The organism is Rhodococcus sp. NPDC003382 (assembly GCF_053589135.1).
Genome location: NZ_JBSFRH010000003.1, coordinates 98,918 through 124,070, shown reverse-complemented (window position 1 = coordinate 124,070; position 25,153 = coordinate 98,918). Strand labels below are relative to the sequence as shown.

The following is a 25,153-nucleotide window of genomic DNA, read 5'->3' as shown; positions in this document are numbered from 1 at the left end:
TGCATGCGTGCACTCCGCGACGGGAGGGTGTCCTCATCGTCGAGCAGGCCGCGCCGCGCGGCACGGGTAGTGGGAAGCGTCAGCTCGGGCGAGCGTCCGGGTGGTTGTGCGCGAAGTTCAGGTACGCCTTCGACGGGGTCGGCCCGCGCTGCCCCTGATATTTGGACCCGACCTTCGCGCTGCCGTACGGATGCTCGGCGGGGCTGGTCAGGCGGAACAGGCACAACTGGCCGATCTTCATGCCCGGCCACAGCGTGATCGGCAGGTTCGCGACGTTCGACAGCTCGAGGGTGATGTGCCCGTCGAAACCCGGGTCGATGAATCCGGCGGTCGAGTGCGTGAGCAGTCCGAGGCGTCCGAGCGACGACTTGCCCTCGAGACGACCGGCGAGGTCGTCGGGCAGCGTGCAGCGTTCCATCGTCGAGCCGAGCACGAACTCGCCCGGGTGGAGCACGAACGGTTCGCCGGGCGGGGCCTGCACGAGAGAGGTCAGCTCGTCCTGGCGCTGAGCAGGGTCGATGTGCGTGTAGCGCGTGTTGTTGAAGACGCGGAACAGGCTGTCGAGGCGGACGTCCACACTCGATGGCTGCACCATCTCCGGGTCGAAGGGGTCGATGCCCAGATGCCCGGAGGCGAGCTGGGCGCGGATGTCACGATCGGAGAGCAGCACGCGTAGAGGTTAACAATGTGCCTCTTGACCTCGAGTCGGCTGGAGGTTGTTCGCTGGGACCACACCCGACGAACGGAGGCGGCCATGCACCCGATTGCCCGGCGCGAGTTCGGTTCGCGTTTCGAACACCCCCGGCTTCCCGAGCGAGCGGTACACCCGACTCCTTCAACAGACGGAATTTACCGTTCGCTCGGGCGAGGCGTGGACGAGGTGACGGCATGACGGTCGTCTCCGCGCCCCCACTGTGGTCGGGCCGGTTCCGCACGACGACGGTCGGGCTGTTCTTCCTGTCTGCGCTGTTCGCGTTCGAATCGTTCGCCGTCGCGACGGTCATGCCCGTCGTCGGCCACGAGTTCGGGGCGCTCACCTCGTATGCGCTGGCGTTCGCCGCCCCGATCGCGATGTCGGTGTTCGCGATCTGCGTCGCCGGGGTGTGGATCGACCGGTCAGGCCCCGGACCCGCCCTCTACACCGGGGTGGCGGTGTTCTCGGCCGGCCTGATCGAGGTGGCCGCAGCCCCCGATATCGCCGTGTTCCTCGCGGGCCGGGCCGTGCAGGGATTCGGGTCCGGGCTCGCCGGGGTCGCGCTGTACGTGCTGGTCGCCGTCGCCTATCCCGAGGAGTTCCGGGCGCGGGTGTTCACGGTCCTTACCAGCGCGTGGGTGCTGCCGGCCCTGATCGGACCGCCCGTGGCCGGTGCGCTGGCCGACGCCGTCGGGTGGCGGTGGGTGTTCGCGCTCGCGCCGCTGCCCGCCGTCGTCGCCGTGGTCGCGCTGGCCCCCGAGTTGCGGCGGGCGTCACCGTCGGACGATCCGGCCCGTACCGCGCCGTCGCTGCGGTGGGCGGCGGTCGCGGCGATCGCGGTGCTCGCCGTCGGGGTCGCCGGGCAACGGGAGGTCGCGGGGTGGCCGCTGCTGCTGGCCGCGGCGGTCGCGGCTGTGTGCTGGTCCGTTCCGCGGCTGGTGCCCGCCGGGACGTGGCGTTTCGCCGCGGGCCTGCCCGCCGTGCTGTCTGCGCGCTCGCTGACGGGCGCGGCGTTCTTCGGTGCCGAGGTGTATGTGCCGCTGGCGTTGGTGCAGTTCCACGGATTCACGCCCGCGCATGCCGGGATGTTCCTGACTGTGTCGGCGCTCGCGTGGTTCGCCGGGTCGTGGATCGCGGCGCACGTGTCGGCGCTGTCGGATGCGGCGGTGCGTGTGCGGTGGGGAACGGCGGCGCTCGCGGTCGGGATCGGCGCATCGACCAGCGTGCTCTGGTCGGAGGTGTGGCCCGCGATCGCGCTGGCCGGCTGGTCGGTAACGAGCCTCGGGATCGGGATGGTGTTCGCGTCGACGTCGGTGCTGTTGCTCGACTACTCGCCGCCGGAGCAGACGGGCACGAACTCGGCGGCGATGCAGGTCAATGATGCTGCGGCGCAATCGGTGTGGCTGTGCGCGGGGACGGTGGTGTTCGCAGCATCCGCGGCCACCGCGTGGGGGTTCGCGGCGATGTTCGCGGGCGCGACGGTGGTCGCGGTCGGGGCGTGCGCGGCCGCCGCCCGGATCACCGCATCATCGTCGATGCCGTGAGCAGCAGTTCGGTGCACGCCTCGACGACCTCGTCCTCCTCGAGCGGGACCGTGCCGTCGAGCCAGGACGTGAGCGCCTGCGCCAGCCCGCCGACGACGAAGTGCGCGGCGAGGTCGAGGGTGGGGCTGAGTTTCGCCTGGTAGAAGTCCTCGGCCTGCATCGTCACCAGCCCGGCGAACATGCGCGCGGATTCGAGGCGGCGCCGCGCGAGCTGCGGGTCGGCCTGGCTGACGGAGAACAGCACGCGTCCCAGGCGGGGATCCGCAGCGATCTCGCGGACGATGTTCGCGACGGCCGCGTGCACGATGCCGCGTTCGTCGCGGGGCGCGGCGGCCACCGCCGCGAGGGTGCTCTGCGCGATCTGCTGCACGACGTGGTCGTACACGGCACCGGTCAGCGCGTCGCGGTCGGCGAAGCTCTCGTAGAAGTAGCGCGAGGCCAGGCCGGAGCGCTTGCACACGCCGCGCACCGACAGGGTGGGTTCTCCGTCGGGTGCGCCGAGCAGGTCGAGACCTGCCTCGATGAGCTGGGCGCGGCGATCCGCCTGCCGTTCCTCGCCGCCGCGTCCCCCGTAGAGCCGTCCTGTTGCCATGCGGCCATCTTGTCAGCCCCGCCGCTTTACGAGCGTCATATATCTGCGTACATTCGTACCCAGATACTGTTCGGATGGAGGGTGGAGCGTGACGACGACGGAGAAACCGGCAGGACTCGACGACACGATGGACGGCATCGGCCTCGCCGCCGGAGCCGCGAACATCATCATGCAGTTGTCGTGGCCCGGCGTCGGCTACGGCGTGTTCGAGAGCCGCGTCGAATCGGGACGTCTCTTCGATCACCCGTTCAAGCGCACCCGCACCACCCTCGGCTACCTCGCGGTCGCCGCGCGCGGCACCGAGGAGGAACGAAAGTTGTTCCGCGACGCCGTGAATCGCTCGCATCGGCAGGTCCGCTCCACCGCCGAGAGCCCGGTGAAGTACAACGCATTCGATCCGGAACTGCAGCTGTGGGTCGCGTCGTGCATCTACCGCGGATTCGAGGACGTCCACCGGGCGCTGTACGGGCCGATCGCCGACGAGCACGTCGACTACTTCTACCAAAACGGCGCCCGGTTCGGCACCACCCTGCAGGTCAAGCCGGACATGTGGCCGGTCGACCGCGAGGCGTTCGAGGAGTACTGGAACGAGGGCCTGAAGAAGGTCCACATCGACGACAGGATCCGCGAGCACCTGCTGTCCATCACGAAGCTCGAATTCGTGCCCGGGCCGGCGTCGCGGCTGTTCGGCCGGATGAATCTGTTCTTCACCGCCGGGTTCCTCCCGCCGCTGTTCCGCGACCAGATGCGTCTGGCGTGGAGCCCGCGCGACCAGCGTCGCTTCGACCGGGTCATGCGCGCGATCGGCAAGGTCAACAAACGCCTCCCCGTTCCCGTCCGCGAAGCCCCCTACCGGCTGCTCCTGGCCGACATGCGGTGGCGGATCCGGACCGGCCGCGCCCTCATGTGAGCGGCCGGCGACACACGTCGCAGACATGGTGACAGAGGTCGCGGGGAGTCTGATACAGTGTGCGACGAGCTAGGGACGAGCCGGTGAAAATCGGCAAAAGCCCAGCGTGCCGATGTAGTTCAATGGTAGAACATCAGCTTCCCAAGCTGAATACGCGGGTTCGATTCCCGTCATCGGCTCCACCATGACGCGATTCCCCTACAGACTGAGCCGAGTCGTGCTCTCGCGGCGTCGACGCGATGGCAATTTCACCAGGTGGCCGAAGTCGAACCGCGGAACCCGTGGATTTCGCTACCGGGGCAGGGGTCGCTATCTGCCGGATCGGATCCTCACCGGGGACTCTTCGCGCGATCGCGTTGCGAGACGACGCCTACCGATTGCGCGCACCGGTTCCGGCTCACCGAGGAACCGGCCCCGCGGATCGAGACGCACACGCTTGCAGAACCAGTCGTGCAGCTCGAGCACGTCAGCGCAGCAAATGTGAAGCCGACAAGCACCGTGTACCGGCCGATCCCGAAACCGCGGAAGTACCCGCGATGCACATGCAGCCGGTTCTGCTTCAGATCGGCGAACACACTCTCGATCCCGACCCTGCGGTGATACGACATCTCACACGCAAGGGTGCCGTGCTGGAACTGCATCCGCATATCCGGGTAGTCCGAGTCGTACAAGGTGATCGTGTGTCCGCACCCGCATTCCTCGCCGCGAGTGCACGAGGTCGTCGGGACGCTCTGCGGCGCCCTCATCGACTTCGGGTTGTTCGGGCAGCGGAGCCGCCCAGGCTGGGCAGCGGGCCCGCGATAGCTGCGTGATTCATCGGGGTGGCGCGCGTCGTGCGGAATGTACGCGTACGCCTGCCGCGCCTGGTGCCGGCGCTCGACCCGCTCACGGTCGTCTTTCGACACGTCGATGGCGATCGGGTCGAGGTCGTACAGTCCTTCCGGGAGGCTGTCCGCGTACAGGACCCCGTCGATCCAGAAGGTGTGCGTGCCTTCGGGTCCGGGATGCATGCCACACCGGTTCGGGTGCAGGTCGTAGATCGTGGTGTACCCGAGCTTCCAGACCGGAAGCGCGAACGTGTCGTTGCGGACGTTGTTGTAGGCGCGATCGGCGATCAACTGGCGGCTTCGGGATCGTTTCCCCCGGCGCCCCGCACCGCGGGAGAGTCCTCCGGTGCCCTTGCGTGAACCCGCCGGCGTCATAGACCGGGAGACGCATCACCGGGCCGAGCCGGGAGCGGACGGTCGGTATCGGCCCAGAACCCAGGCCGGCACGCCCGACGGTTGCATCGCAAACCGCGCGTCCGCCGAACTCATACCATTGGTTAATATACTAACCAATGGTATGGTATCCGGGTGCCATCGGTTGACGACGGTCCATCGTGGCCCCCCGTTGCCTACGAGCAACGTCCGTGGGTCAGCTCGGTGGGCAACTACGGGGCCCGACGCGAGCGCCACCTCACCTCGGGCCCCTACCGTGCGGCAGTGCCAGCTTTCATTGCGCACCAATCGATCTCACTGAACGACGAGTTGCAGGCGCTTGCAGAGGAAGCAGCGACGGAACTCACCCGTTTCGACGTCGAGGTCGGTCACATCACCGCTCCGTTCGCATCCATCCTGCTCCGCACCGAGAGTGCGTCTAGTTCGGAAATCGAAAATCTCACGAGCGGAGCGCGGCAGATCGCGCTGGCTGAACTCGGCGAGCATGCTTCCCGCAATGCCCGTCTGATAGTCGGAAACGTCAGAGCGACGCAAGCCGCGTTGGAGTTGTCCGATTCCATCGACACCCAGGCGGTCTTGCGGATGCATCGGGCACTGCTCGAGCACGACGATCCGAACATCGCCGGTCGATGGCGACGGGAACAGGTGTGGATCGGCGGGCGGAGTCTCGGGCCACACACCGCACAGTTCGTGCCCCCGCACCATGACCATATTTCGGGACTGATCGACGACTTGATCGTCTTCTCCAATCGGGTCGATCTGCCGGTAATGGCGCAGATCGCGATCGCGCATGCGCAGTTCGAAACCATCCACCCCTTCATTGACGGGAACGGGCGTGTCGGTCGCGCACTGATTCAGGCAATGCTTCGCGGTGGACGGCTCACGCGCAGCGTTACCGTTCCGGTCTCCGCGGGTCTACTCCACAACACTGCAGAGTATTTCGAGGCGCTCGGCGAGTACCGCTCGGGTAACGTCGAGCCGATCGTGCGTTCGATCGTGGACGCGTCATCTGCTGCGATCGCCAATGGTCGTCACCTCGTCCGAGACCTGGAATCGGTTCGTGCCGACTGGCGCACCCGCGTAAAGGCGCGGCGAGACTCAGCGGCGCACCGACTGGTCGACCTCCTTCTTCGTCAACCGGTCGTGGACAGCAAGCTTGTCGCTTCGACCCTCGAGGTCACCGGCGCCAACGCGCAGATCGCGATCGATCGGTTGGTAGACGCGGAGATACTCGCCCAGATCACCGATGGCCGGCGGAACCGGATTTGGCAAGCCAAAGACGTGGTCCGCGTCCTGGACGAGTTTGCTGCTCGCGCCAAACACCGCAGAGGATAGTGGGCACAGTTGCGCGCCGAGGTGTCGAGCGTCTGCAAGTCTCCCGCAACACCACCGGAGTAGGTCCAGGAGATGGCGACCGATCTACTGGGAGTGCCGTTCCTGCGCGTCCGCCGGCTCATGAGCTCTCGACCGACCGGACTGCGACGACAGCGTTCGGATCCGCGTGATCGGCGGGTGTGGCTCGTTGTGATTACCGACTGGTCAGCTTCGCGAACCCGTGTTCGGGCCGGGGCAAGACGGAATAGGTGAACACCCCTCCATCCACTCCTCATCCGCCGGAGTGCTCCCTTCTCGGGTATCCGCTCGATCGCCAACCATTCGCTGGTTCGATCGTCACAGCGTGTGACCGACGGCCAAGCGGATCCGCTCATACATGTGCCTCCACGGTCGAGCACCGGTCGTGCGTCACGAATCTCCTTGGGCACGAACGTGAGTCCGCGTCGCGTTTCCTCGGGGGGTCGCACGGCGTCGGGTCGGAGAACGGTCGATGCGACCCGAGTGTGATCGCCGACCGGTCACCAACCCAATCCGCGTGCAGCCCAGCACGAACCGCCATCGGTGAACACCTCTCCCCACCTGAGCACCGACTTCGAAATGCATTTCTCCCACGCCCCACTTCTTCCCTGAAGCGTGTGATGGTGCCGCCGGTCGGCTACCGTCCCTGCTGTGACGCAGGCGAACGACAACAGCTTCGGTGCCGTCCTGCAGCGTCTGCGCAAGTCCCGCAGCCTGACCCAGGAGGAGCTCGCCGAACGAGCCGGTCTCTCGGTCAAGGCCGTGAGCGCGCTCGAGCGTGGGGAGCGGCAGCGTCCCTACCCGCACACGGTCCGGGCACTGGCCGCCGCGCTCGACCTCGACGACGCCGACCGCGACCGTCTCAGCGCTGCGATTCCCGCTTCCGCGCGTCCCGCGCCGCGCCGCACAGGCACCTGGTCGGTGGCCGCGCCGGCCACCGACCTGATCGGCCGGGACGGGGACATCGAACGCATCGCTGCACTGGTGTCGTCGGGCAGGCGCCTGGTCACGGTCACCGGGCCGGGCGGCGTCGGCAAGACCCGCGTGGCGTTCGCGGTGCTGGAGCAGTTGGCTCCTTCGTACGACGTCACCGTCGCCGTGGACCTGGCACCGGTCCGCGATCCGGCACAGGTCCTGCCGCAACTCGCCGCCGCGGTCGACCTGCCCGAGCGCGGCGCGGGCGGAGTCACCGAACGGCTGGTCGCCGCGTTCGCGGGTCGTCGTGCGCTGGTTTTCCTGGACAACTTCGAGCACCTCCTCGACGCGGGCCCCGACGTGGCCGATCTGCTGACCCGGTGCCCGGGGCTCATGCTGCTGGTGACGAGTCGTGCGGCGTTGCGCGTCCGGGCCGAACACGAGGTCGGTCTCGGCCCCCTACCTCTCCCCGCGAGCGACCGGTACGACGATGTCCTGGCTTCCGAAGCGGTCCGGCTCTTCCTGGACCGCGCCTCCGCGGCGGGAGTCGATCCGACGCTGGACACACAGAACGCTCCCGTCGTGGCTGCCATCTGTCGTCACCTCGACGGGCTGCCCTTGGCACTCGAGCTCGCCGCGGCGGGCGCCCGCCTGCTGCCACCGGCGGCGCTGCTCGCTCGCCTCGAAGTCCACGAGGTACCCCCCGGTCCCCGTGATCTCGCCGAACGCCAGCGCACGATGACGGCCACGCTCGACTGGAGTCTCGACCTCGTCGACGACACCGACGCTGCGGTGTTCGAGCAGCTCGCGGTCTTCTCCGGCGGCTTCACCCTCGACGCCGCTGCCGCGGTGACCGGCCTCGACGACGTGCTCGCCCCGCTCACCGTGCTCGTCGCCCACTCGCTGGTCGCCCCCAGCCCGATCTCTCTCAGCACGCCGCCCGAGGACGAACCACGCTTCCGGCTGCTCGAGCCGGTCCGCCAGTACGCCGGACAGCGACTCGTCGCCGCCGGAGGGTCGGCGGCTGCCGCTGATCGTCATGCCCGGTGGTATCGGTCCTTCGCCCTCGACGCGGGACCGCGGCTGCGCGGTCCGGGCCTGTGCACCGAGCTCGATCGCCTGGAGGCAGACCACGCCAATCTGCGCTCGGCCTTCCTGCGCCTGCTCGAGCTGGGCCACAGCGACGATGCCGCAGAGCTGGCGGCCACCGTGTGGATCTACCTCGCCCTGCGGGGCCATGCCCGTGAAGGGCTCGAGTGGCTGGACCGGGCGAGGGTGCAGGGATCCGACGCGGTCCGCGCCCGAGCTCTGGTCGGCCGGCTGGGTCTGCTGTTCGCCACCGGCGACATCGCCGGCATGCGGGAGGTGGCCTGGACTGCGGTGCCGCTGGCACGCCGTGTCGGCGACGCCCCCCTGGCAGTCGAGGCGGCGATCCTGGCCGGGCACGCCGCGATCTTCGCCGGTGACCTCGACCGGGCCCGCGACCTGCTCGACGAAGCGCTGGTGGGCGCGTCGGGAGCCGGGTTGCGGTGGGAGGAGGCGCACACGCTGGTCGCGTTCGGACAGCTCGCGCTGGTTCGCGGAGATCTCGACGAGGCAGACCGGGTGCTCGGCCGTGCGCTCGAGATCGGGCGAAGCATCGGCAACGACTTCACCCTCGCTACCAGCCTGAATCGCCGGGCCACGGTCACCGCTCTCCGAGGTGACACCGCCGGCACGGCTGCGCTGCTCGCGGAGTCCACTACCCGGTCGCTGGATTCGCGGATGAGCTGGACGCTGAGCTATGCGCTGCCCGCCCTGGCCGGAGTGGCCGTGCAGCTGGGCGAACCGCGGGCCGCCGCCATGCTCTTCGCTGCGTCGGCGTCCCTGTCGGTGACCGACGCGATAGACCCTCGGTTCCCGGTGTCCCGTGAGCTCGCGGCGCAGGACCTGGCCACCGCGCGCAGCCTCCTCGGCGAGGCCGCCTTCCAGGAAGCCTGGGATGCCGGCCGCACCGCGACAGCGCCCGAGCTCGCCGACCTGGCAGACGAACTCACGCGGCGCGCACGCGCGTGATGTAGCGCCGGTACAGGCGGGCACCGACGGTGCGCAGGAACAGACGCACCGGGATCGGGAACTGTCCCAGCATCCGGGCCCGCTCGTCGTCGTCGGCCTCTTCGAGGATGGCGCCGAACATCAGCGGGAGTTGCCGGGGAGACATCGCGTCACGACCGTGGTCTCCGAGGCTCTGCCACTCCTCGACGGTGATGTGGCACGACACGAGCGGCAGGATCTCCCGTTCCTCGAGCTCGAGGTGCTCGAACAGCGCGGCCGCCAGGCCTTCGACCGTCCGCGCGAGCTGCTCGCCGCCGATCGGTGTCGGCGCCTGTGCCCAGGCCGCATTCTGCGCCCGGACCCCCTCGGTGCGACTCTCGACGATCCCGTGCTGGTGCTGCATCGTCTCGACGAGTGCCGTCGACGGAGCGGCACGCACCTGGAGCAGCGGCCACAGCACCGCGTCCTCGCCGGTGTGATGCATGTGCAGCCCGTCGAGAAGCAGTGTGAGGTGCTCCGCGACCAGCCGAGCGCGTGTGGTGTCGCCCTCGGCAACGGCCCGGATCAGCTTCGGCAGCGCGGTGAACTCACGCCGGAAGACGCGGTGGATGACGAACATTTCGTTGACATCGGGGAGAGACGGGGAAGCAGGGCTGATGGCGGTCATGTGAACCTCCGAAGTGGTTGTGATCGGTACGCATTCAGCCTGCGCGGCGCAGCGTCCGACTCCCATCCACGTCACCCCCACACTGCCCCCACACTTCGCCGCTGTGGCTGTCACCCGCCGGCCGTTCGACCGAGTGTCGATGCACACGGCGACCACAAGAGCCGCCCGACACGAGGAGCCGTCCATGGCAACCGCCACCACCACATCCCCCGCCACCGCGACCACCAACGCCGTCCCGTGGGTGCTCGCCACTGCGTTCACACTGTCCGCGGTCCACACCGTGTACGCAGCGGCCGCGGGCATCGAAGACCCGACCTTCACCGTGACGACACCTGCCGCCTGGCTGTTCTACGCCGTCGGATTCGGCTCGGTGTGGCTCGCGCGCCGACAGGAAGCCTGGGCCCGGATCGGCGTGCTCGCCTACCTCGTCGTGCTGCTGGCGATCAGCGTCTTCTACTACCCGACCACGTTCACCGCGGAAAAGCAGACCGTGTTCGGCTGGTTCGAGAACGACGTCTACGTCGGATTGCTGATGATCGCCGCGTATTCGATGGTGGGCCGGGTCCGATCGTCGCTCTCGGTGCACTGATCCGCGAACTCCGCCCTTCCGGGGTATCCGCTCGTGGAAACAGGAAAGACGAAAGCGCCCGGCGTCAGCCCTCGATGATGCGCTTGATCGCGTCCAATGTCGCGGGAATACCGCTGCGGGCGGCCTGTTCCCGTCCGGCGATCTCGCGGGGCGCATCGGCGCCGAACCGCTCGTGGAAGAACTTCAGCCCGGCCTCGGTGAACTCCCAGGTCTCCGTCAGCTCCGTGCCGGCGTCCGCGGGCTTCATCAGATAGCTCCAGCGCACGAAACCGGGACCGACCGACCACGCGAACTCACGACCCGGGGATGCGACGACCACCTCCGACCGTGTCTCCCAGGTACGTTCGGGAGTCACGTTCCGCCCGGTGAAGAAGGCACCGACCTCGGGACCCTGACCTTCGTCCCACCAGCACTCCGCGCAGACGGGAGACCACTCCCCCGTGCGGGTGACATCGGAGACGAGGGCGTACACCTCGTCCGGTGTTGCGGAAACGACGACGGAGGACTCGAAGGTCAAGGGTGCAGTCTGCATGGCCACCATCCTGCCTTACGAGGCGAGTCCGAATTCGCGGGTATCCGCTTGGCCACCAGTCATCCTCCTGCTCGATCGTCGCAGTGTACGACTGGCGGCCGAGCGGATCCGTTTCCCGGCTACAGGTGGGCGGTGCCTCCGAAACGGGGTACTCGGGACTCGTCGGAGTGGTCTCCTCGGCTACCGAGGTATGAGGGAAGAGGTGGCGTCATCATCGAGTCGTTGATCTTCGGAGTGATCGCCTCGAGCGCCCTGGTCCTCGGCGCGCTGGTCGGCGGACGGTTCACCATCCCCAAGCGTGCACTCGCCGCCATGCTGGCGTTCGCCGCAGGCGCACTGATCACCGCGTTGACCTTCGAACTGTTCGAAGAGTCGTACGAGAAGGGCGGCATCTGGCGCGCCGCGCTCGGACTCGCGGTCGGCGCGATCGTCTTCACCCTCCTCAACCGGCAACTGGACCGGCTGGCCGAGGCAGACACCGCCAGTCGCAAGGCAGCGAGAAGCTCGACCTCGACGCCGCGACGGAGAAGGCACCCTCCACCGCCTCCGTCAGCGGAGCCGCCCCGAAGCACTGGTCGGGAGCGCGTCCATGCGCGCGCAGGGCCGATCCCAGACCTTCATCCTCGGCACGTGGGTGATCTGCGCCGTGCTGCTCACTCTGGCCGTCGTCGTGGGCGCCGGACCGCTCGCCTCGAGTGCACCCGAGACGATCTCGTTGCCGCTCGCCTTCGCCGCCGGTGCGGTGCTCGCGTCCCTGGCGGACACCCTCATGCCCGAGGCCTACGAAAAAGGCGGCCCGACGGTCGCATTGAGCACTGCCGCCGGATTCGTCCTCTCGTACGTCCTTGCCTCGGTGTGATGTGGCGGGGTAGGAAACGCCGAGGTCGACCCGACTGCGAGACGCGCGAACCACACTCGTCTGCCGGGGTCGTGGGAAGATACTCGGATGCCCCGGAACCTGATTCGAGCAATGGTAGGGACCGAGTTGCATCGACTCGGCGTACTCGCGCGCCGCGTTTCGTCGGTGTTCGACCGATCCAGCCTCGCACTGACGGGACGCCGCGAGCACTTCGATCCGGGCCATCCCTGGCTTCTCAGCGGCGAGGAACGGGGCAACAGCGACACCAGGATTCGACAATGGACCGACGGCAACGACGTCACTCCGCTGATCCACGGCAAGGTGTACTTCGCGGCGCTGGCGGACGCCCTGCACCGCGCCGGACCGAATGACCTGGTGCTGTTCACGGATTGGCGCGGCGACCCCGATCAACAGCTCGTCGACGGCGTGACGGTGGCCGGCGCATTCGCCGCCGCCGCGCGTCGCGGTGCGATCGTCAAGGGCATGATGTGGCGCTCCCACATCGAGACGCTGGGCTATCCCGGCCGCCGCAACCGCAAGCTCGCGAAGATTCTCGAGGCGGCCGGTGGGGAGGTGATCCTCGACCAGCGAGTTCCCGTCTTCGGCAGTCATCACCAGAAATTCGTCGTGGTGCGCTACGCCGACCCGGACACGCCGGACGTCGCGTTCGTCGGCGGTATCGACCTCGCGCGGGCACGACGCGACGACGCCGACCACTTCGGCGATCCGATGAGCCGACCGTTCCCACCCGAGTACGGCGAGACCCCGGCATGGCACGATGCGCAGTTGCAAATCCACGGCCCCGCCGTCCGCGACGTCGAGGACGTCTTCCGTGAGCGCTGGGAAGACCCCGCCGCGTTGTCCCGATTGCCGTGGCACGCTCTGCCCGACATTCTGCGAGGCGTCACCCGCTCCCCGTCCGAACTGCCTCCTCCCGCTGCACCACCCGCTCCGTGCGGAACCTGTTCGGTGCAGTTGTTGCGAACCTATCCGCGTCGCCGGCCTGCGTATCCGTTCGCAAGGGACGGGGAGCGGAGCGCGGCCCAGGCCTACGCGAAGGTGCTGCACCGGGCCCGAAGTCTGGTGTACGTGGAGGATCAGTACCTGTGGTCGGTGGATGTGGCGCGTGTGTTCGCCGAGGCACTGCGCCGCGAACCGGGACTGCGCCTGGTGGCGGTCGTCCCCAAGTTCCTCGACGAGGACAGCCCCATCACCATCCCGTCCGCGCTGTTGGGGCACTCGTCGGCGCTCGAGACCATCCGTGACGCGGGTGGCGATCGCGTGCTGGTCCTCGACCTCGAGAACGACCGGGGCATCCCCGTGTACGTGCACTCGAAGGTGTGCATCGTCGACGACACGTGGGCGGCGGTCGGCAGCGACAATTTCAACCGGCGTTCCTGGACCCATGATTCGGAACTGACTGCCGCCGTGCTGGACACCGTGCGGGACACGCGCGCGCCCGTCGACCCGGCGGGACTCGGTGACGGCGCCCGTCGATTCGCTCGCGATCTGCGTCTCGAGCTGGCCCGGGAGCATCTCGCCAGGAAGGACGGTGACGACTCCGATCTGGTCGATCTGGACGAGTTCTTCGACGTCGTCCGAACCAGCGTCGATGCCCTGGACCGTTGGCACAAGGCACCGTCGGCGGGTACGAGGCCGGCGGGTCGGCTGCGCCGCCACCACATCGATGTGCCGCCGCAGTGGCAACAGGTTGCCGCCTCCCTGGTCTACCGGTTGATCGTCGACCCGGACGGGCGGCCGATCCGGATGCGGCTGCGCCGTACCTACTGACCGACGATTGGCCCACCCCTCGACGGGGTACGCGGACTCCACAATCCGACACCGGTGAGGAGTACCCAGCATGGCGGTCACCGTCTCCGACCGATTCGACATCGACGCCGCGCCAGAACAGGTGATGCGCGCGCTCGAGGATGTCGAACACATTCCCGAATGGTCGTCGGCCCACAAGAACGTCGAGGTCCTCACCCGGGACCCTGAGGGCCGTCCCCGCCGGATACGGATGACGTTGTCGCTGTTCGGGTTCTCCGACACCCAGACGATCGAACACGACTGGACCGAACGATCGACGTCCTGGACCCTGGTCGACAGCACGATGCAGCGCAGCCAGGACGGGATGTACGCACTGGAACCGAGCGAACACGGCACCCGCGTGCAGGTCACCATGTCACTGGATCCGAAGGTGCCCGTCCCCGGTTTCGTTCTTCGGCGCGGCCAGAAACATGCCCTCGACGCGATCCGTAGGGGGCTGACCGACTTCGTCCTCGCCCGCTACACCTGATCCCCGCTACACCTGATCTCAGAGCAACTCACGGATTCCGCACAGCGGCACATGGATCCAGCCTTCCCGGACGGCGACAGCTCGCTGCGTCGCATCGGGTCGGGTGGTTCTCCCGAGCGCTGCGGCCCGTGCGGCAAGGCCCGCGACGACCGCATCGAACGCGTCGTCCGAGGTGATGCAGAGGTCCCGGAAGCCACCGAGATCCAGTTCCGGAAGGGCCTGTTCCAGTGCAGCCACGGACGCGGCCCGCACCTCGCGGTTCTTCGTACTCTTGTAACCCTTGAACGGCAGGTCCCAGCCCCGTAACGCCGCGGCGGGATACACCTCGACCACGGCTCCGTCGACGCGGTCGACATCGACCCCGACCGCCTCGAGTTCGGCGAGCAGTCCCGCGCACCGGAGCGCAACATGCGCGATGAGGTCTGCGGACACGCTCAGCGGGACGATCCCCGTCTCGGCATGCACGATGCGGTCGGTCAACCGCCGGACCAACGGGAGGCGTCCGGAGCGGCTGCTCAGGGCGCGTTCGCGCGAGTACTCGAGGCGGTGGTGTGCGGCGACGAAGTCGACGAACGCGTCCGGCCATCCGAACGGCGCGTCGATGCCGCTCCGGTCCGCCGCCGTCACCGCGTTCATGACCTCCCGGTCGGTCGCGCCGAGCCGCAACTCCCGGACCGTCGCGGTGCCGTCCTCCCAAGCGAGGGTGGCGACCGCCGTCTTCGCCGGTTCCGCCGCGAGGTCGACCCCTACCGTCTGCACCCACGCCACGGTATCCGCTGGCTGCACTGCGTGCCCCCGTGGATTACCTTCCGTATTCGTGCCACGGTGGAGGCGGATCCTTTCCAGGAGGTGCATCGCCATGGAGCACACCCAGCACACCAGCCCGGCGCAGGAATGCCCGGACTGTCACGCACTCGCCGCAGATCTCGAGGCACACAAGCAATGGCACTCCAGGGTCGTCCACGACCTCGCCGTCGCCGTCGAGAAGGAAGTGGACAGACGGACGAAGACCCCCTGACCGGAGCCGGTCCGCGATCCGGCTCGCACCGGAAGGGACGGTGGACGCGCTGGTGGCCGCTCGCGGCGACGGCGGCGTTCGTCGTGCTGCTCGCCGCGACGGGCGCGATCCCGACCTGGCCCGGCCTGATCCACCTCGTGGCGCTGCCGCCGCTGGATCAGTTCACCGACCTGCGGCTCCTGCTGTCGCGGGCGTCGTCGTGGCCGGTGTTCCTGGCGTTGCTCGCCGGCGTGACCGCGGTCCGGATGGTGCTCATGGCGTGGCTGCTGGGCGGCCTCGACGCCCGCCGCCTGCGATTCGCCGCCCTGTTCTACGCGGTTGCGTTCGGGCCGGTGCTGGTGGCGGCGTTCGCCGATGCCGTCGCCTACGCGGTCCTGTACTCGCGGTTGTTCTGGCCCGCAGTCGCCCTGGTCGGGGCGCTGGTATTCACTCTCGGCGCGGTGCCGTGGCAGGGCCGGCCCCGGTTGCGCGAGGCCGTCGCACTGACCTGGCGGCGTGGGCTGCGGGTCGAGGTGATGCTGCCGTACTGTGCGGTGGTCCTGGCGCTGGGTGCCGTGGCCGATCGGATCCCGGGCCTGACCGTGCCGCTCGTGCCGGTCTCGGCCGTCGCGACCGGGCTGACGATCGCGATGATGGACCGCCCGGCATTGCGACGACCGCGAGCAGCCCTGACCGCGCTCGTCGCGGTGCTCACCGCCGTGTCGATCGCGTTCGTCGCAACCCGCGGGTACGACGAACCGGAACCCGGTCCGCCACAACCGGGTTCGCTGTTGATCGTGGCCGGAATCAACTCGGCGTCGGGACGGAGCGTGATCCACGCGACGGACGTGCACCGCCTCGGCTACCGCTGCGAGCAGGTGTACTACTTCTCGTATGCCGGACCGGGTAACGGGCAACCACAGGAGGACGCGACCTGCCCGATCCGCACCGGCGCCCCCTACGGACCCACCGACACCGAGAGGCCGTTCCGGGAGCAGGTCGATCTGTTCGTCGAGCAGGCATCCGCGTTGCCTCGCCCACTTGTGGTCGCCGCGCACTCGCACGCCGTCTGGGTGGTGTGGGAAGCCGCCGCCACCGGCCGGGTCGACGTCGACGCGTTGCTGCTGGTCGGCGCCTTTTCGAGCACCCCGACCGGTTACCCTCCACCGCACGTGGACGAACCCGGCCGCGTCCTGGGCGACCTGCTGCGGGTCGCGGCATCGTCCGCCGGCCTGATCGACTTCCACTTCGACCCGGACTCCCCCGCCGCGCGGGACCTGCTCGGTACGGCGGGAACAGCGGAATCGATTCTTGCTCAGCGACTTCCGCAGAATGTACGTGCCATGAGCCTGCCTTCGGCCGCCGATCTGCCCTTGATGACGGACCACCGACTGGATGTCGAACGAAACGGGTGCCCGGCGCGCGTCGCCCACCCGAACCTGCCCGCATCGGCAGCATTCGAGGACGCGACGATCCGCTTCCTGAACGGCCGCACTCCCCCACCGTGCCCGCCGTGGCGGGACTGGGGCGCCGTGGCCTTCCGGCCGTTCGGGATGCCCTCGGGACAAGCATTGCGATGATTCCGACGGCCGTGTCGAGGATTGTCATCGAGGCGGGTCTTCGAAGGAGCATGATGGAAGGGTGAGCCAGGGGCGCCGGAAGCCTCCAACCAATGGCCGGGATGTAAGGCGTTGCTCCACAACGTCTTTACGCACCTGCGCGCACCGCACCATGAGGAGTGACCGCCATGACATCGATCCAACCCGGCGGTAATGGAGGTGGCGGGACGATGGCCCGCCCGAACTCGTCCGGCCTGGCGGAGGTCATCGACACCATTCTGGACAAGGGCCTCGTCATCGACGCGTTCGTACGAGTCTCGCTCGTCGGCATCGAGCTCGTGACCATCGACGCCCGCATCGTGGTCGCCAGCGTCGACACCTACCTGCGCTTCGCCGAGGCCGTGAACCGGCTCGAGATCTCCCAGACCGAACCGAAGGGCCTGCCCGACATCGTCGGTGACATCGGCGGCAAGGCCATCGAAAGCGCCGCCAAGAAGAAGACCAACAGCGCTCTGGACTCGGCGGCCGAAAAGATCCTCGGGTTCCTCGACGACGTCGCCGAGCAACGCCGGCGGAAGTAACGATCGTCGTGCAGTGAGGTGCCTGCGTGAGCCGATGACCTACGGCGAGCGCAGCGATGATTCTGCCGAGGCCCGAAGGTCTACCCCTCTTGCCGAGACAACCAACCTACGGGAGTACGGAATGGGACTCATCGACATCGAACTGTTCGCAACCCTCGACCTCGTCGGGCAGGCACCCGGCGGCCCCGACGAGGACCCGGAGGGGTTCCCGTTCGGCGGCTGGCAGGCGCCCCTGATCGACGAGGTCACCGGTGCGCAGGTCGGTGCCGCGTACGAGGACACGGACGCTCTCCTGCTCGGCCGGCGGACCTACGACATCTTCGCCGCCTACTGGCCACATCAGGAGGGCGGCGAGGACGGCGGCATCGCCACTCTCTTCAACAGCGTCCCCAAGTACGTGGCCTCCCGCGGCAAACCCGACCTCTCGTGGGCCGGGTCCACGCAACTCGGCCCGGATCTGGCGGCCGCGGTGCGCGAGATCCGCGACCGGCACGGGCACACCAAGGTCGTCGGGAGTCTCAACCTGGTGCAGACACTCCTGCGCGAGAAACTCTTCGACCGGCTCGACCTGTGGGTGCACCCGATCGTGCTCGGCGTCGGGAAGAAGGTGTTCGACGGGGGCGCGGTGCCCACGAACCTCACCCTCCTCGAACCGCCGGTCGCGAGCGGGAAGGGCACCGTGTACCTGCGCTACGGACTCGCCCCCGGCACGCCGGAGACGGGAGACATGAGCGCACCCGCTCGCGGCGTCGGACGCGACGACTGAAGCCCGCCCACAGCCGAGTTGTCTGTGACCTGCAGTTTCTCCAAGTTTATGCGTAACGAGCCGGACATTCCGGTCGATCACGTGGCAGCGGAAACATGCACTGCGGGTGTCCGCGCCGAGATCTCAGTGTCGATTCAGGAGAAACATTGCATACCAGGCCGGGCCCGACGCACACGACCGACAGATTAGTGACCGACGCGAACGAGATCGCGGAACGAACCGTGCGAGGCCTGGCATGACCGTTCGCACCTACGGCCCCGCGCACCGTTGGTTCGCCTGGCGACCGGTGGACACCACCGACGGAGGTCGTGTGTGGATGCGCGTCGTCTGGAGACGACGCGCATACATCGACCTGGGCACCGCTCCCGGTTCCATGCAGTACTGGACGTACTGGGACCACGAACCGCACGACCGGTGACGACGCCCGGCGGCGTCCCTACCGGGCTGCCTGAGCGGTCGCCCACCGGTAGTCCGCCTTGCCGGCCGGCGTCCTCTTCACCTCGTCGACGACGACGATCGAACGCGGGATCTTGTAGCCCGCCAACGACTTGCGGCAGTGCTCCTGCACCTCTTCCAGCGTCAACTCGCCCGTGTCCGGGTAGGTGGCGATGACCGCGGCGACGGCCTGCCCCATACGCTCGTCCGGCACGGGCACGACGAGGGCGTCCGCGACGGCCGGGTGCGCATGCAGTGCGGCCTCGACCTCCTCGGCGAAGACCTTCTCGCCACCGGTGTTGATGCACTGCGAGCCACGCCCGAGGAAGACGATGGTGCCGTCGGCCTCCACGCGACCCATGTCGCCGAGGACCGACAGGCGGGTACCGTCGGCGCGGGTCGGGAACGTCCTGGCGGTCTTCTCCTCGTCCTTGTAGTAGCCGAGGGGTACGTTGCCGATCCGCGCGATGTATCCGACGTCGTCCGAACCCGGCGGAATCTGCTCGAGGCGCTCGTCGACGAGAATCATGTTGGGCGACGGCGGCATCCGCAGATTTCCGGCCTCGTCGACGTCGAACGCGCCGTCGTTGCCGGATTCCGAGGCACCGAAGTTGTCGCGCAACAACAAATCCGGCTTCACGGCGAGCATCCGGTCGCGCACACTCGTCGACCAGATCGCGCCGCCCGAGGTGATCGAGAACAGCGAACTGTAGTCGACCTCGCCCTTCCTGCGTTCCATCTCGTCGACCAACGGCAATCCCATACCGTCCCCGACGATGAGAATCACCTGCACCTTGTCCTTCTCGATGGACTCGACGACCTTCTTCGCGTCGAAATCCCGCCTCAGCACGACCCGGGCACCGAGCGTGAAGAACGTGAACAGCGAGTACAGGGCGGCACCGTGCATGAGGGGTGCTGCAATGAGGAACGCGAGGCCGGGGAACTCCTTCGCTCCCGCCGCCACCTCGGCGAGATCCTTCCGCGGTTCGGTGCCGTACGGGTTGCCTCCGGAGAGCGGCTTGCGGAAGAAGTCGTCGTGCCGCCACATGACACCCTTCGGGTATCCCGTCGTGCCACCCGTGTAGAGCAGGTACAGGTCGTCTCCCGAGCGCGTCGGGAACTCGGCCTCGGCCGGCAGATCGTATGCGTCGGCGAAGGAGGTCACGGCGACGGACCGGCGCTCGGCAGCCTCCCGCAGCTCGTCCTCGGTCTCGCCCACCACGAAGACCGACCGGATCAGCGGACAACTGTCGAGCAGGGACGCGAGCACCCGCTGATGTTCCGGAAGCTCGACGACGACCGCCGCCGAATCCGAATTGGTGAAGATGTACTCGAGTTCCGCGGGGGTGTACCGGTAGTTGACGTTGATCGGCACGGCTCGGATCTTGATGAGGCCGAGGATGCTCGTGACGTGTTCGACGCTGTTCTTGAGGAACAGCGCCACATGATCGCCCTGGGAAATTCCGGCGCGGGCGAAGAGCTGTCCCGTGCGGTTGGATTCGGCTTCCAGTTGCGCATACGTGAGGTTCAGGTCTTCGTAGGTGAGCGCGATGCGATCCGGCACCGCGGCGGCGACCGTCTCGAATACATCCGCAAGGTTGAACTGCATCCCGAATCCCCTCCTGCAACCGTCCGAGTCCGTTTCGTCGGGCTCCGACCACGAATCTAGAACACGTTGCACCTGTGGTGGAAGGGTTTGTACCGATTGCCCGGGCCGATCAGCCGAGACTGTGTGGACTCCAGCACCCGGTCGGGTCCGGAACGCGCGCCCCGCGCAACCCGTCGGATGCCGGAGTCCACTGTCAACCCCTTATCGGGTCCACCGCTCTACCGGGTCACAGTCCCGGCGCTTACTCCGCCAGCCAGATGACCGCCCACCCTCCGTAGCCGTCCTGGCACTCGTACATGGCGTGGGGGTTGGCGTTATCGAAGATCCACTCCAGGCAATCCCATTCACTGTTCAGTCCGGTCTTCAGCGGAATTCGCGTTTCCGCCGAAGCGGTGCCGGCGGCTCCTGCCACGATGGCGGTGGCGCTCACCGCGACGGCCAGCGATGCGATCAGTTTCTTCATCCGAGTTCTCCTCACAGTGTGTGTTCATTGACGAAGAGGTGACCGGTCTGCGCTCTTCACGGATGAGAGCGCGGTCGCCCCGGCAATGTTCCCTGGGTTCCGAAACTTCTCTGCGGGTTGATATTTCGCTTCCCACAGAGACCCTCGAGCCTCCGCTCCGAATTCGTCCGGCGACTCCGGGAACATTTCGCCCTCTCCGCGTCTCGAACCTTCGGAGCGACCCACTCGGCCGCTCTCACCCGGAACGTAAAGAAGGAATCGAGATGACCACTCCCGCACCGGGCACCGACCCGACCGCAGCAACCACCGACACCGCGACCTCGACCTACCCGGGCGGTGCACCCTCCGCCGTCGACGCGGGTCTGGCCCCGGAATCGACCGCCCCCTCGACGACCCAGGACCCGACAGGCACCGCGTCCGGTCTCGGCATCGACGTCAGCGGCATGATCAACGACCCGAACCAATCGGTCGACCTGTCCATCGACGTGGTCGGCGGCGGTGTCGACGTGGACACCGGCCTCGCGGTGGGTGGCGGCGTCGAGGTGTCGATCAGCGCACCGGGTGGCGTACCTCAGGTCAGCGTCGGCGGTGGTGGCCAGGTCGCGGCCGGCGGCCGGTTCGACGTGTACGGCACCTACGACGACATCGACGTCACCACCGACGCCGAGGCCGGCACCATGGATGCCGAGATCGAATCCGTCGACGCATCCGCTTCCGGATACGGCGGAGTTCAGGCGGGTGTCGAGTTCGGAGTCGACTTCTCCGCAAGCCCGGTGGACGGCGGGATCCCCGGCATCGGTGTCAGCGGTGAAGTCGGCTTCGAAACCCAGAGCGGACTCGACGTGGACGGGGGGTACAGCAACTTCGACCTGCACAGCGAACCCGGCTACGACACCGGGTGGTGAACACCCGGGCACTCGGCCGGTGCTACCGCACGATCCGTTCGCCGAGCACGATCAACGTCTCGCACAGCAGGTCACGCACCTGGTCCTGGCTGAGTGCCTTGCGGTCCACCTACTCCCGGATCGCCGACTTCACCATCCCGCCGTAGGCACGAACGGTCGCCGGCGCGGTGTCGCGCGCGTCCCCGGAACCGGTGAATCCGATGGCTTCGGGGACCCGTTCGGCGGCTCGGTTGTCCACCTCGTCGTGGATCGCCCGGAGTTCCGGGTCGTTTCCACCGCCGTCCACGCCGATCGTGAGCCAGGTGCGTCCGTGCGCGGCAAGGATTTTCATCAGCCAGTCCGTCGCGCCGATCCCTCTTGACGCCGTGCCGACAAGCCTGGAAGCATCCGATCCGATGATGATCGTCCGCGGTATGGGGGCCGCCCTGCGTGCCGGAACGGCGCCGTCCACGGCTCGCGCCGCGACGAGCAGGCACCCGCGCCACACCGACACGAGGACGGGCGAATGAACAGCACCTCTTCGACCGATGCCGACCATTCGATCGTCGTCATCGGTGCCGGTTTCGGCGGCATCGCGCTGGCCGCGAAACTCCGCGAGGCCGGGGTCCACGATTTCGTGATCTTCGAACGGGCCGCGGATCTGGGAGGCACCTGGCGCGACAACACCTACCCGGGTTGTGCGTGCGACGTGCCTTCCCACCTGTACAGCTACTCGTTCGCCCCGAACCCCGACTGGTCCCGGATGTACGGCAGGCAGCCGGAGATCCTCGACTACCTCCGGACGGTCGCCGCGCACCACGACGTCGAGCGGCACATCCGGTACGAGGTCGAGCTGCTCGGAGCCGACTGGGACGAAGACACCGGCCGCTGGATCCTCCACACCAGCGCGGGCGAGGCGACCACCCACGTACTGATCACCGCCGCCGGCGTGTACGGCGAGGCACGGTACCCGGACATCCCCGGGCGAGACACGTTCGCGGGGAGCGCGTTCCACTCCCTGCACTGGAATCACGACTACGACCCCACCGGCGACCGCATCGCCGTCATCGGGACCGGAGCGTCTGCGGTCCAGTTCGTTCCCGAGTTGCAGCCCAAGGCCGAGCGACTGCTGGTCCTCCAGCGATCGGCGCCGTGGATCATCCCCCGCATGGACCGCGTGACGACCGAATTCGAGCGCCGGCTCATCCGGCGGGTGCCCGTCGTCGGCAAGGCGATGCGCGCCGCGTACTACTCGATGATCGAAGGCTTCGGCCTGGTCGGATTCGTGAACAACAAGTTCCGCTATCCCTACGAACTCCTGGGCCGATATCAGTTGCGCCGTCAGGTACGCGATCCCGAGCTGCGCAGGAAGCTCACCCCGGACTACATGATCGGTTGCAAACGCGCCATCTTCTCCGACGACTGGTTCCCGGCGCTGACCCGACCGAACGTCGACGTCGTCACCACCGGGATCGCGGAGATCCGGCCACACTCCGTCGTCACCCGCGACGGCACCGAGCATCCCGTGGACACCATCGTCTATGCAACCGGATTCGATGTTCCACCAGCGGTATACGAACGGATCCGCGGGCATGGCGGGCACACCTACGCCGACCTGTACCGCAAGAACCCGGCGAGCTATCTCGGCATGTCCCTCGCAGGATTCCCGAACTTCTTCAACACCCTCGGCGCCTTCGGTGCGGTCGGGAACCAGTCGGCGATCTTCATGATCGAGGCACAGGTGCGCTACATCGTCGACGCCCTCACCACGATGCGACGTAACCGGGTGTCCCGGATCGAGGTTCGCGACAGCGCTCAGAGCGCGTTCGTCGACGAGATGAACCGGCGCAGCGACGGCACCGTGTGGCTCACCGGCGGATGCGACACCAGTTACTACCACACCGCGGACGGCAGGAACGCCGGCCTGTACCCGGGGTGGAGCTTCGAATACGCCCGCCGTGTCCGGAAATTCGACATGGCCCCCTTCGACATCGAGGTCCTCCGATGACCGCCCGCACCCGGCCGCGAGATGGACGTCACCGGAAAGACCGTGCTCGTCACCGGTTCGGCACAGGGAATCGGCCGTGCGGTCGCCGAGCGCCTCGTCCGCTGCGGAGCGCGCGTGGCGCTCGTCGACATCGACCGCGACGCAATCGAATCCGCCGCGACGGCCCTCGGAGACCGGGCACTCGCACTGACCGCCGACGTCCGGGACCGTCGGGCCATGTCCGCTGTCGTCGCGGACACCACCGGCTACTTCGGCGGACTCGACGTGGTGGTCGCGAACGCCGGCGTCACCCCCGTCCCGGCCACCCTCCGGACGATGCGGGACGACGAGTTCGACCGGGTCATCGGCATCAACCTCACCGGGGTGTACAACACCGTCCGGCCCGCGCTCGATCACATCGTCGACCGTTCCGGTCACGTGGTGGTCGTATCGTCCTGTGCTGCCTTCGCTCCCGGGGCGGGCGGCTCCCCGTACATGATCAGCAAGTCCGCGGTGGAGCAACTCGGCCGCGCTCTCCGCGTCGAGCTCGCGGCCCACGGGGCCTCCGCGGGTATCGCCTATTTCGGCGTCGTGGACACCGCGATGACCCACGACATGCTCGACGCCGACGAGCTCGGCCGCGAAATCGACAACCTCCTTCCGTGGCCCCTCAACCGGCGCATCACCGCCGAGCGGGCCGCCCGGACGATCGTGGACGGCATCCGCCGGCGGGCACCGATGACCGTTGCCCCGGCGGGCTGGCGGCAGTACTCGTGGCTACGCGGACTGGTCAACCCCGTCCTCGACCGCCGAATGGCAACCGACGGCCACCTTCACGGACTTCTCCACCGGCTGGAAGCCCGGAATCGGTGACCTTCACCGACGGCGCAACTTCTCCCCGACCCGGCGAGCCAGCACCGAAAGCTTCGACGCGGCCATGAGCGCACGGAACGGCAAGCTGTCGTCCCGCGGAAGAATGCCCGCTCGCTGGACGGCATCCAGGAAGTCGAAGAGCGTCTCCCCCTCGCTCATCAACCCGTCGGGGCCGAAGTGGTATCGATCGACGGCGGGCGCCTGGATGAACCGTCCGTCGCCGTAGATCACCGGTGCCGAGTCGTCGTAGGGGTACAGGCGGAGCGCACCCGAGAAGTGGCCGCTTCCGATGTACCGGATGACCGTGCGGACCGTGCCGTCGGGCTGGACGTCGACGTATACCTGATCGGGCAACGGGTCGTAGCGCCAGTCCGGGATGGCGTCGAAGAACGCGAAGTTGTACCTCACGAACTCGTCGATACCGACGATCGTGCGCCCGAACGTCGTGGGGTCGACGTAGCGGAGGTCCTGGGCATACAGCTCGTCGTTGATACTCATGTCGCGGACCAGGAAGCTCCACCAGTACTTCTTGGCCCACGTCATCACCCACGACAGATCCGTGCCGTGGCGCTCGCTCAGGTAGTCGAGCTTCTTCTCGAACATCGTGAACCACTCACGAGTGGTGGCCTGCAGTTCCGGCTCGGGGATCGCGCGGATCGGCACGCCTCGATTGGAATCGAGGAAATCCGGTACGGGACCGGCAAGTCGCGGTCGCGCCAATGCCCGCTGAAACTCTTCTTCGTCGAACATGCGTCGCTCCCTCACCCTCGCATCAGCAACGAGCCTGGCCG

The 25,153-nt window shown here is 67.8% G+C and carries 26 protein-coding genes and 1 tRNA gene; 17 read left to right on the top strand and 10 right to left on the bottom strand.

Features of this window, described 5'->3' with window-relative positions:
- Positions 1-79: 79 nt before the first annotated feature.
- Entirely contained in the window at positions 80-670 is a 591-nt protein-coding gene (gene dcd, locus ACWDUD_RS03935; RefSeq protein WP_197256478.1) for a dCTP deaminase, read from the bottom strand.
- A 218-nt stretch (positions 671-888) separates the two neighbouring features.
- On the opposite strand from dcd, the gene ACWDUD_RS03930 reads away from it, so the two are divergent.
- On the top strand, positions 889-2,238 hold the full coding sequence (locus ACWDUD_RS03930; RefSeq protein WP_197256476.1) for an MFS transporter: 1,350 nt from the start codon (positions 889-891) through the stop codon (positions 2,236-2,238).
- Here ACWDUD_RS03930 and ACWDUD_RS03925 read toward each other — a convergent pair.
- Complete coding sequence (locus tag ACWDUD_RS03925; RefSeq protein WP_248676298.1) at positions 2,213-2,830, bottom strand: TetR/AcrR family transcriptional regulator; 618 nt, start codon at positions 2,828-2,830, stop codon at positions 2,213-2,215. The genes ACWDUD_RS03930 and ACWDUD_RS03925 overlap by 26 nt on opposite strands.
- Positions 2,831-2,918: 88 nt before the next feature.
- Between ACWDUD_RS03925 and ACWDUD_RS03920 the strand changes: the two genes are divergently transcribed.
- Positions 2,919-3,740, top strand: coding sequence for an oxygenase MpaB family protein (locus tag ACWDUD_RS03920; RefSeq protein WP_450108381.1), 822 nt, complete (start codon positions 2,919-2,921; stop codon positions 3,738-3,740).
- A gap of 108 nt (positions 3,741-3,848) precedes the next feature.
- Positions 3,849-3,922: transfer RNA gene (locus tag ACWDUD_RS03915), tRNA-Gly, on the top strand.
- A gap of 147 nt (positions 3,923-4,069) precedes the next feature.
- Here the strand turns inward: ACWDUD_RS03915 and ACWDUD_RS03910 are convergent.
- Positions 4,070-4,858, bottom strand: a complete 789-nt coding sequence (locus tag ACWDUD_RS03910) for a hypothetical protein (protein WP_450108380.1) — start codon at positions 4,856-4,858, stop codon at positions 4,070-4,072.
- A gap of 237 nt (positions 4,859-5,095) precedes the next feature.
- Between ACWDUD_RS03910 and ACWDUD_RS03905 the strand changes: the two genes are divergently transcribed.
- Both ACWDUD_RS03905 and ACWDUD_RS03900 read left to right on the top strand, forming a co-directional pair.
- The gene (locus ACWDUD_RS03905) at positions 5,096-6,295 is read left to right on the top strand and encodes a Fic family protein (protein WP_450108379.1); all 1,200 of its coding nucleotides are present in this window, start codon (positions 5,096-5,098) and stop codon (positions 6,293-6,295) included.
- Between the two features lie 669 nt (positions 6,296-6,964).
- Positions 6,965-9,283 carry an ATP-binding protein gene (locus ACWDUD_RS03900; protein WP_450108378.1) on the top strand — a complete coding sequence of 773 codons (2,319 nt, stop codon included), beginning with the start codon at positions 6,965-6,967 and terminating at the stop codon, positions 9,281-9,283.
- Here ACWDUD_RS03900 and ACWDUD_RS03895 read toward each other — a convergent pair.
- Positions 9,261-9,929: a hemerythrin domain-containing protein gene (locus ACWDUD_RS03895; protein ID WP_450108377.1), complete on the bottom strand. Its 669-nt coding sequence runs from the start codon at positions 9,927-9,929 to the stop codon at positions 9,261-9,263. The genes ACWDUD_RS03900 and ACWDUD_RS03895 overlap by 23 nt on opposite strands.
- Before the next feature lie 184 nt (positions 9,930-10,113).
- On the opposite strand from ACWDUD_RS03895, the gene ACWDUD_RS03890 reads away from it, so the two are divergent.
- On the top strand, positions 10,114-10,518 hold the full coding sequence (locus ACWDUD_RS03890) for a hypothetical protein (protein WP_197256467.1): 405 nt from the start codon (positions 10,114-10,116) through the stop codon (positions 10,516-10,518).
- 64 nt (positions 10,519-10,582) lie between these two features.
- On the opposite strand, the gene ACWDUD_RS03885 is transcribed toward ACWDUD_RS03890, so the two are convergent.
- A complete protein-coding gene (locus ACWDUD_RS03885; RefSeq protein WP_197256465.1) occupies positions 10,583-11,059 on the bottom strand; it encodes an SRPBCC family protein in 477 nt (158 codons plus the stop codon).
- 580 nt (positions 11,060-11,639) lie between these two features.
- Between ACWDUD_RS03885 and ACWDUD_RS03880 the strand changes: the two genes are divergently transcribed.
- The 3 genes from ACWDUD_RS03880 to ACWDUD_RS03870 all read left to right on the top strand — a co-directional run bounded on the left by ACWDUD_RS03880 (position 11,640) and on the right by ACWDUD_RS03870 (position 14,208).
- A complete protein-coding gene (locus ACWDUD_RS03880; protein WP_231611529.1) occupies positions 11,640-11,909 on the top strand; it encodes a ZIP family metal transporter in 270 nt (89 codons plus the stop codon).
- 111 nt (positions 11,910-12,020) lie between these two features.
- Complete coding sequence (locus ACWDUD_RS03875; protein WP_450108376.1) at positions 12,021-13,700, top strand: phospholipase D family protein; 1,680 nt, start codon at positions 12,021-12,023, stop codon at positions 13,698-13,700.
- 70 nt (positions 13,701-13,770) lie between these two features.
- On the top strand, positions 13,771-14,208 hold the full coding sequence (locus tag ACWDUD_RS03870) for an SRPBCC family protein (protein WP_197256461.1): 438 nt from the start codon (positions 13,771-13,773) through the stop codon (positions 14,206-14,208).
- A gap of 18 nt (positions 14,209-14,226) precedes the next feature.
- On the opposite strand, the gene ACWDUD_RS03865 is transcribed toward ACWDUD_RS03870, so the two are convergent.
- On the bottom strand, positions 14,227-14,967 hold the full coding sequence (locus tag ACWDUD_RS03865; protein ID WP_450108375.1) for a DUF429 domain-containing protein: 741 nt from the start codon (positions 14,965-14,967) through the stop codon (positions 14,227-14,229).
- Positions 14,968-15,067: 100 nt separating this feature from the next.
- Here ACWDUD_RS03865 and ACWDUD_RS03860 point away from each other — a divergent pair, with 100 nt between their 5' ends.
- From ACWDUD_RS03860 to ACWDUD_RS03840, 5 genes are all read left to right on the top strand, one after another.
- Positions 15,068-15,226, top strand: coding sequence for a hypothetical protein (locus ACWDUD_RS03860; protein WP_450108374.1), 159 nt, complete (start codon positions 15,068-15,070; stop codon positions 15,224-15,226).
- On the top strand, positions 15,223-16,785 hold the full coding sequence (locus ACWDUD_RS03855) for a hypothetical protein (protein WP_450108443.1): 1,563 nt from the start codon (positions 15,223-15,225) through the stop codon (positions 16,783-16,785). The genes ACWDUD_RS03860 and ACWDUD_RS03855 overlap by 4 nt, the downstream gene beginning before the upstream one ends.
- 167 nt (positions 16,786-16,952) lie before the next feature.
- The gene (gene gvpJ / locus ACWDUD_RS03850) at positions 16,953-17,345 is read left to right on the top strand and encodes a gas vesicle protein GvpJ (RefSeq protein WP_231611528.1); all 393 of its coding nucleotides are present in this window, start codon (positions 16,953-16,955) and stop codon (positions 17,343-17,345) included.
- Positions 17,346-17,466: 121 nt separating this feature from the next.
- The gene (locus tag ACWDUD_RS03845; RefSeq protein ID WP_248673703.1) at positions 17,467-18,111 is read left to right on the top strand and encodes a dihydrofolate reductase family protein; all 645 of its coding nucleotides are present in this window, start codon (positions 17,467-17,469) and stop codon (positions 18,109-18,111) included.
- A 235-nt stretch (positions 18,112-18,346) separates the two neighbouring features.
- Positions 18,347-18,529: a hypothetical protein gene (locus ACWDUD_RS03840; protein WP_197256452.1), complete on the top strand. Its 183-nt coding sequence runs from the start codon at positions 18,347-18,349 to the stop codon at positions 18,527-18,529.
- A gap of 18 nt (positions 18,530-18,547) precedes the next feature.
- Here ACWDUD_RS03840 and ACWDUD_RS03835 read toward each other — a convergent pair whose 3' ends face one another.
- Both ACWDUD_RS03835 and ACWDUD_RS03830 read right to left on the bottom strand, forming a co-directional pair.
- On the bottom strand, positions 18,548-20,155 hold the full coding sequence (locus ACWDUD_RS03835; protein WP_450108373.1) for an AMP-binding protein: 1,608 nt from the start codon (positions 20,153-20,155) through the stop codon (positions 18,548-18,550).
- 241 nt (positions 20,156-20,396) lie between these two features.
- Positions 20,397-20,618: a hypothetical protein gene (locus ACWDUD_RS03830; RefSeq protein WP_450108372.1), complete on the bottom strand. Its 222-nt coding sequence runs from the start codon at positions 20,616-20,618 to the stop codon at positions 20,397-20,399.
- A 263-nt stretch (positions 20,619-20,881) separates the two neighbouring features.
- Here ACWDUD_RS03830 and ACWDUD_RS03825 point away from each other — a divergent pair, with 263 nt between their 5' ends.
- On the top strand, positions 20,882-21,523 hold the full coding sequence (locus tag ACWDUD_RS03825) for a hypothetical protein (RefSeq protein ID WP_450108371.1): 642 nt from the start codon (positions 20,882-20,884) through the stop codon (positions 21,521-21,523).
- A gap of 109 nt (positions 21,524-21,632) precedes the next feature.
- Here the strand turns inward: ACWDUD_RS03825 and ACWDUD_RS03820 are convergent, their stop codons facing one another.
- On the bottom strand, positions 21,633-21,854 hold the full coding sequence (locus ACWDUD_RS03820) for a hypothetical protein (RefSeq protein ID WP_450108370.1): 222 nt from the start codon (positions 21,852-21,854) through the stop codon (positions 21,633-21,635).
- Between the two features lie 174 nt (positions 21,855-22,028).
- Here ACWDUD_RS03820 and ACWDUD_RS03815 point away from each other — a divergent pair, with 174 nt between their 5' ends.
- Entirely contained in the window at positions 22,029-23,510 is a 1,482-nt protein-coding gene (locus tag ACWDUD_RS03815) for a flavin-containing monooxygenase (RefSeq protein WP_450108369.1), read from the top strand.
- A 21-nt stretch (positions 23,511-23,531) separates the two neighbouring features.
- Positions 23,532-24,362, top strand: a complete 831-nt coding sequence (locus ACWDUD_RS03810) for a short-chain dehydrogenase/reductase (protein ID WP_450108368.1) — start codon at positions 23,532-23,534, stop codon at positions 24,360-24,362.
- A 3-nt stretch (positions 24,363-24,365) separates the two neighbouring features.
- Here the strand turns inward: ACWDUD_RS03810 and ACWDUD_RS03805 are convergent, their stop codons facing one another.
- Positions 24,366-25,112, bottom strand: a complete 747-nt coding sequence (locus tag ACWDUD_RS03805; protein ID WP_450108367.1) for a nuclear transport factor 2 family protein — start codon at positions 25,110-25,112, stop codon at positions 24,366-24,368.
- Positions 25,113-25,153 lie beyond the last annotated feature (41 nt).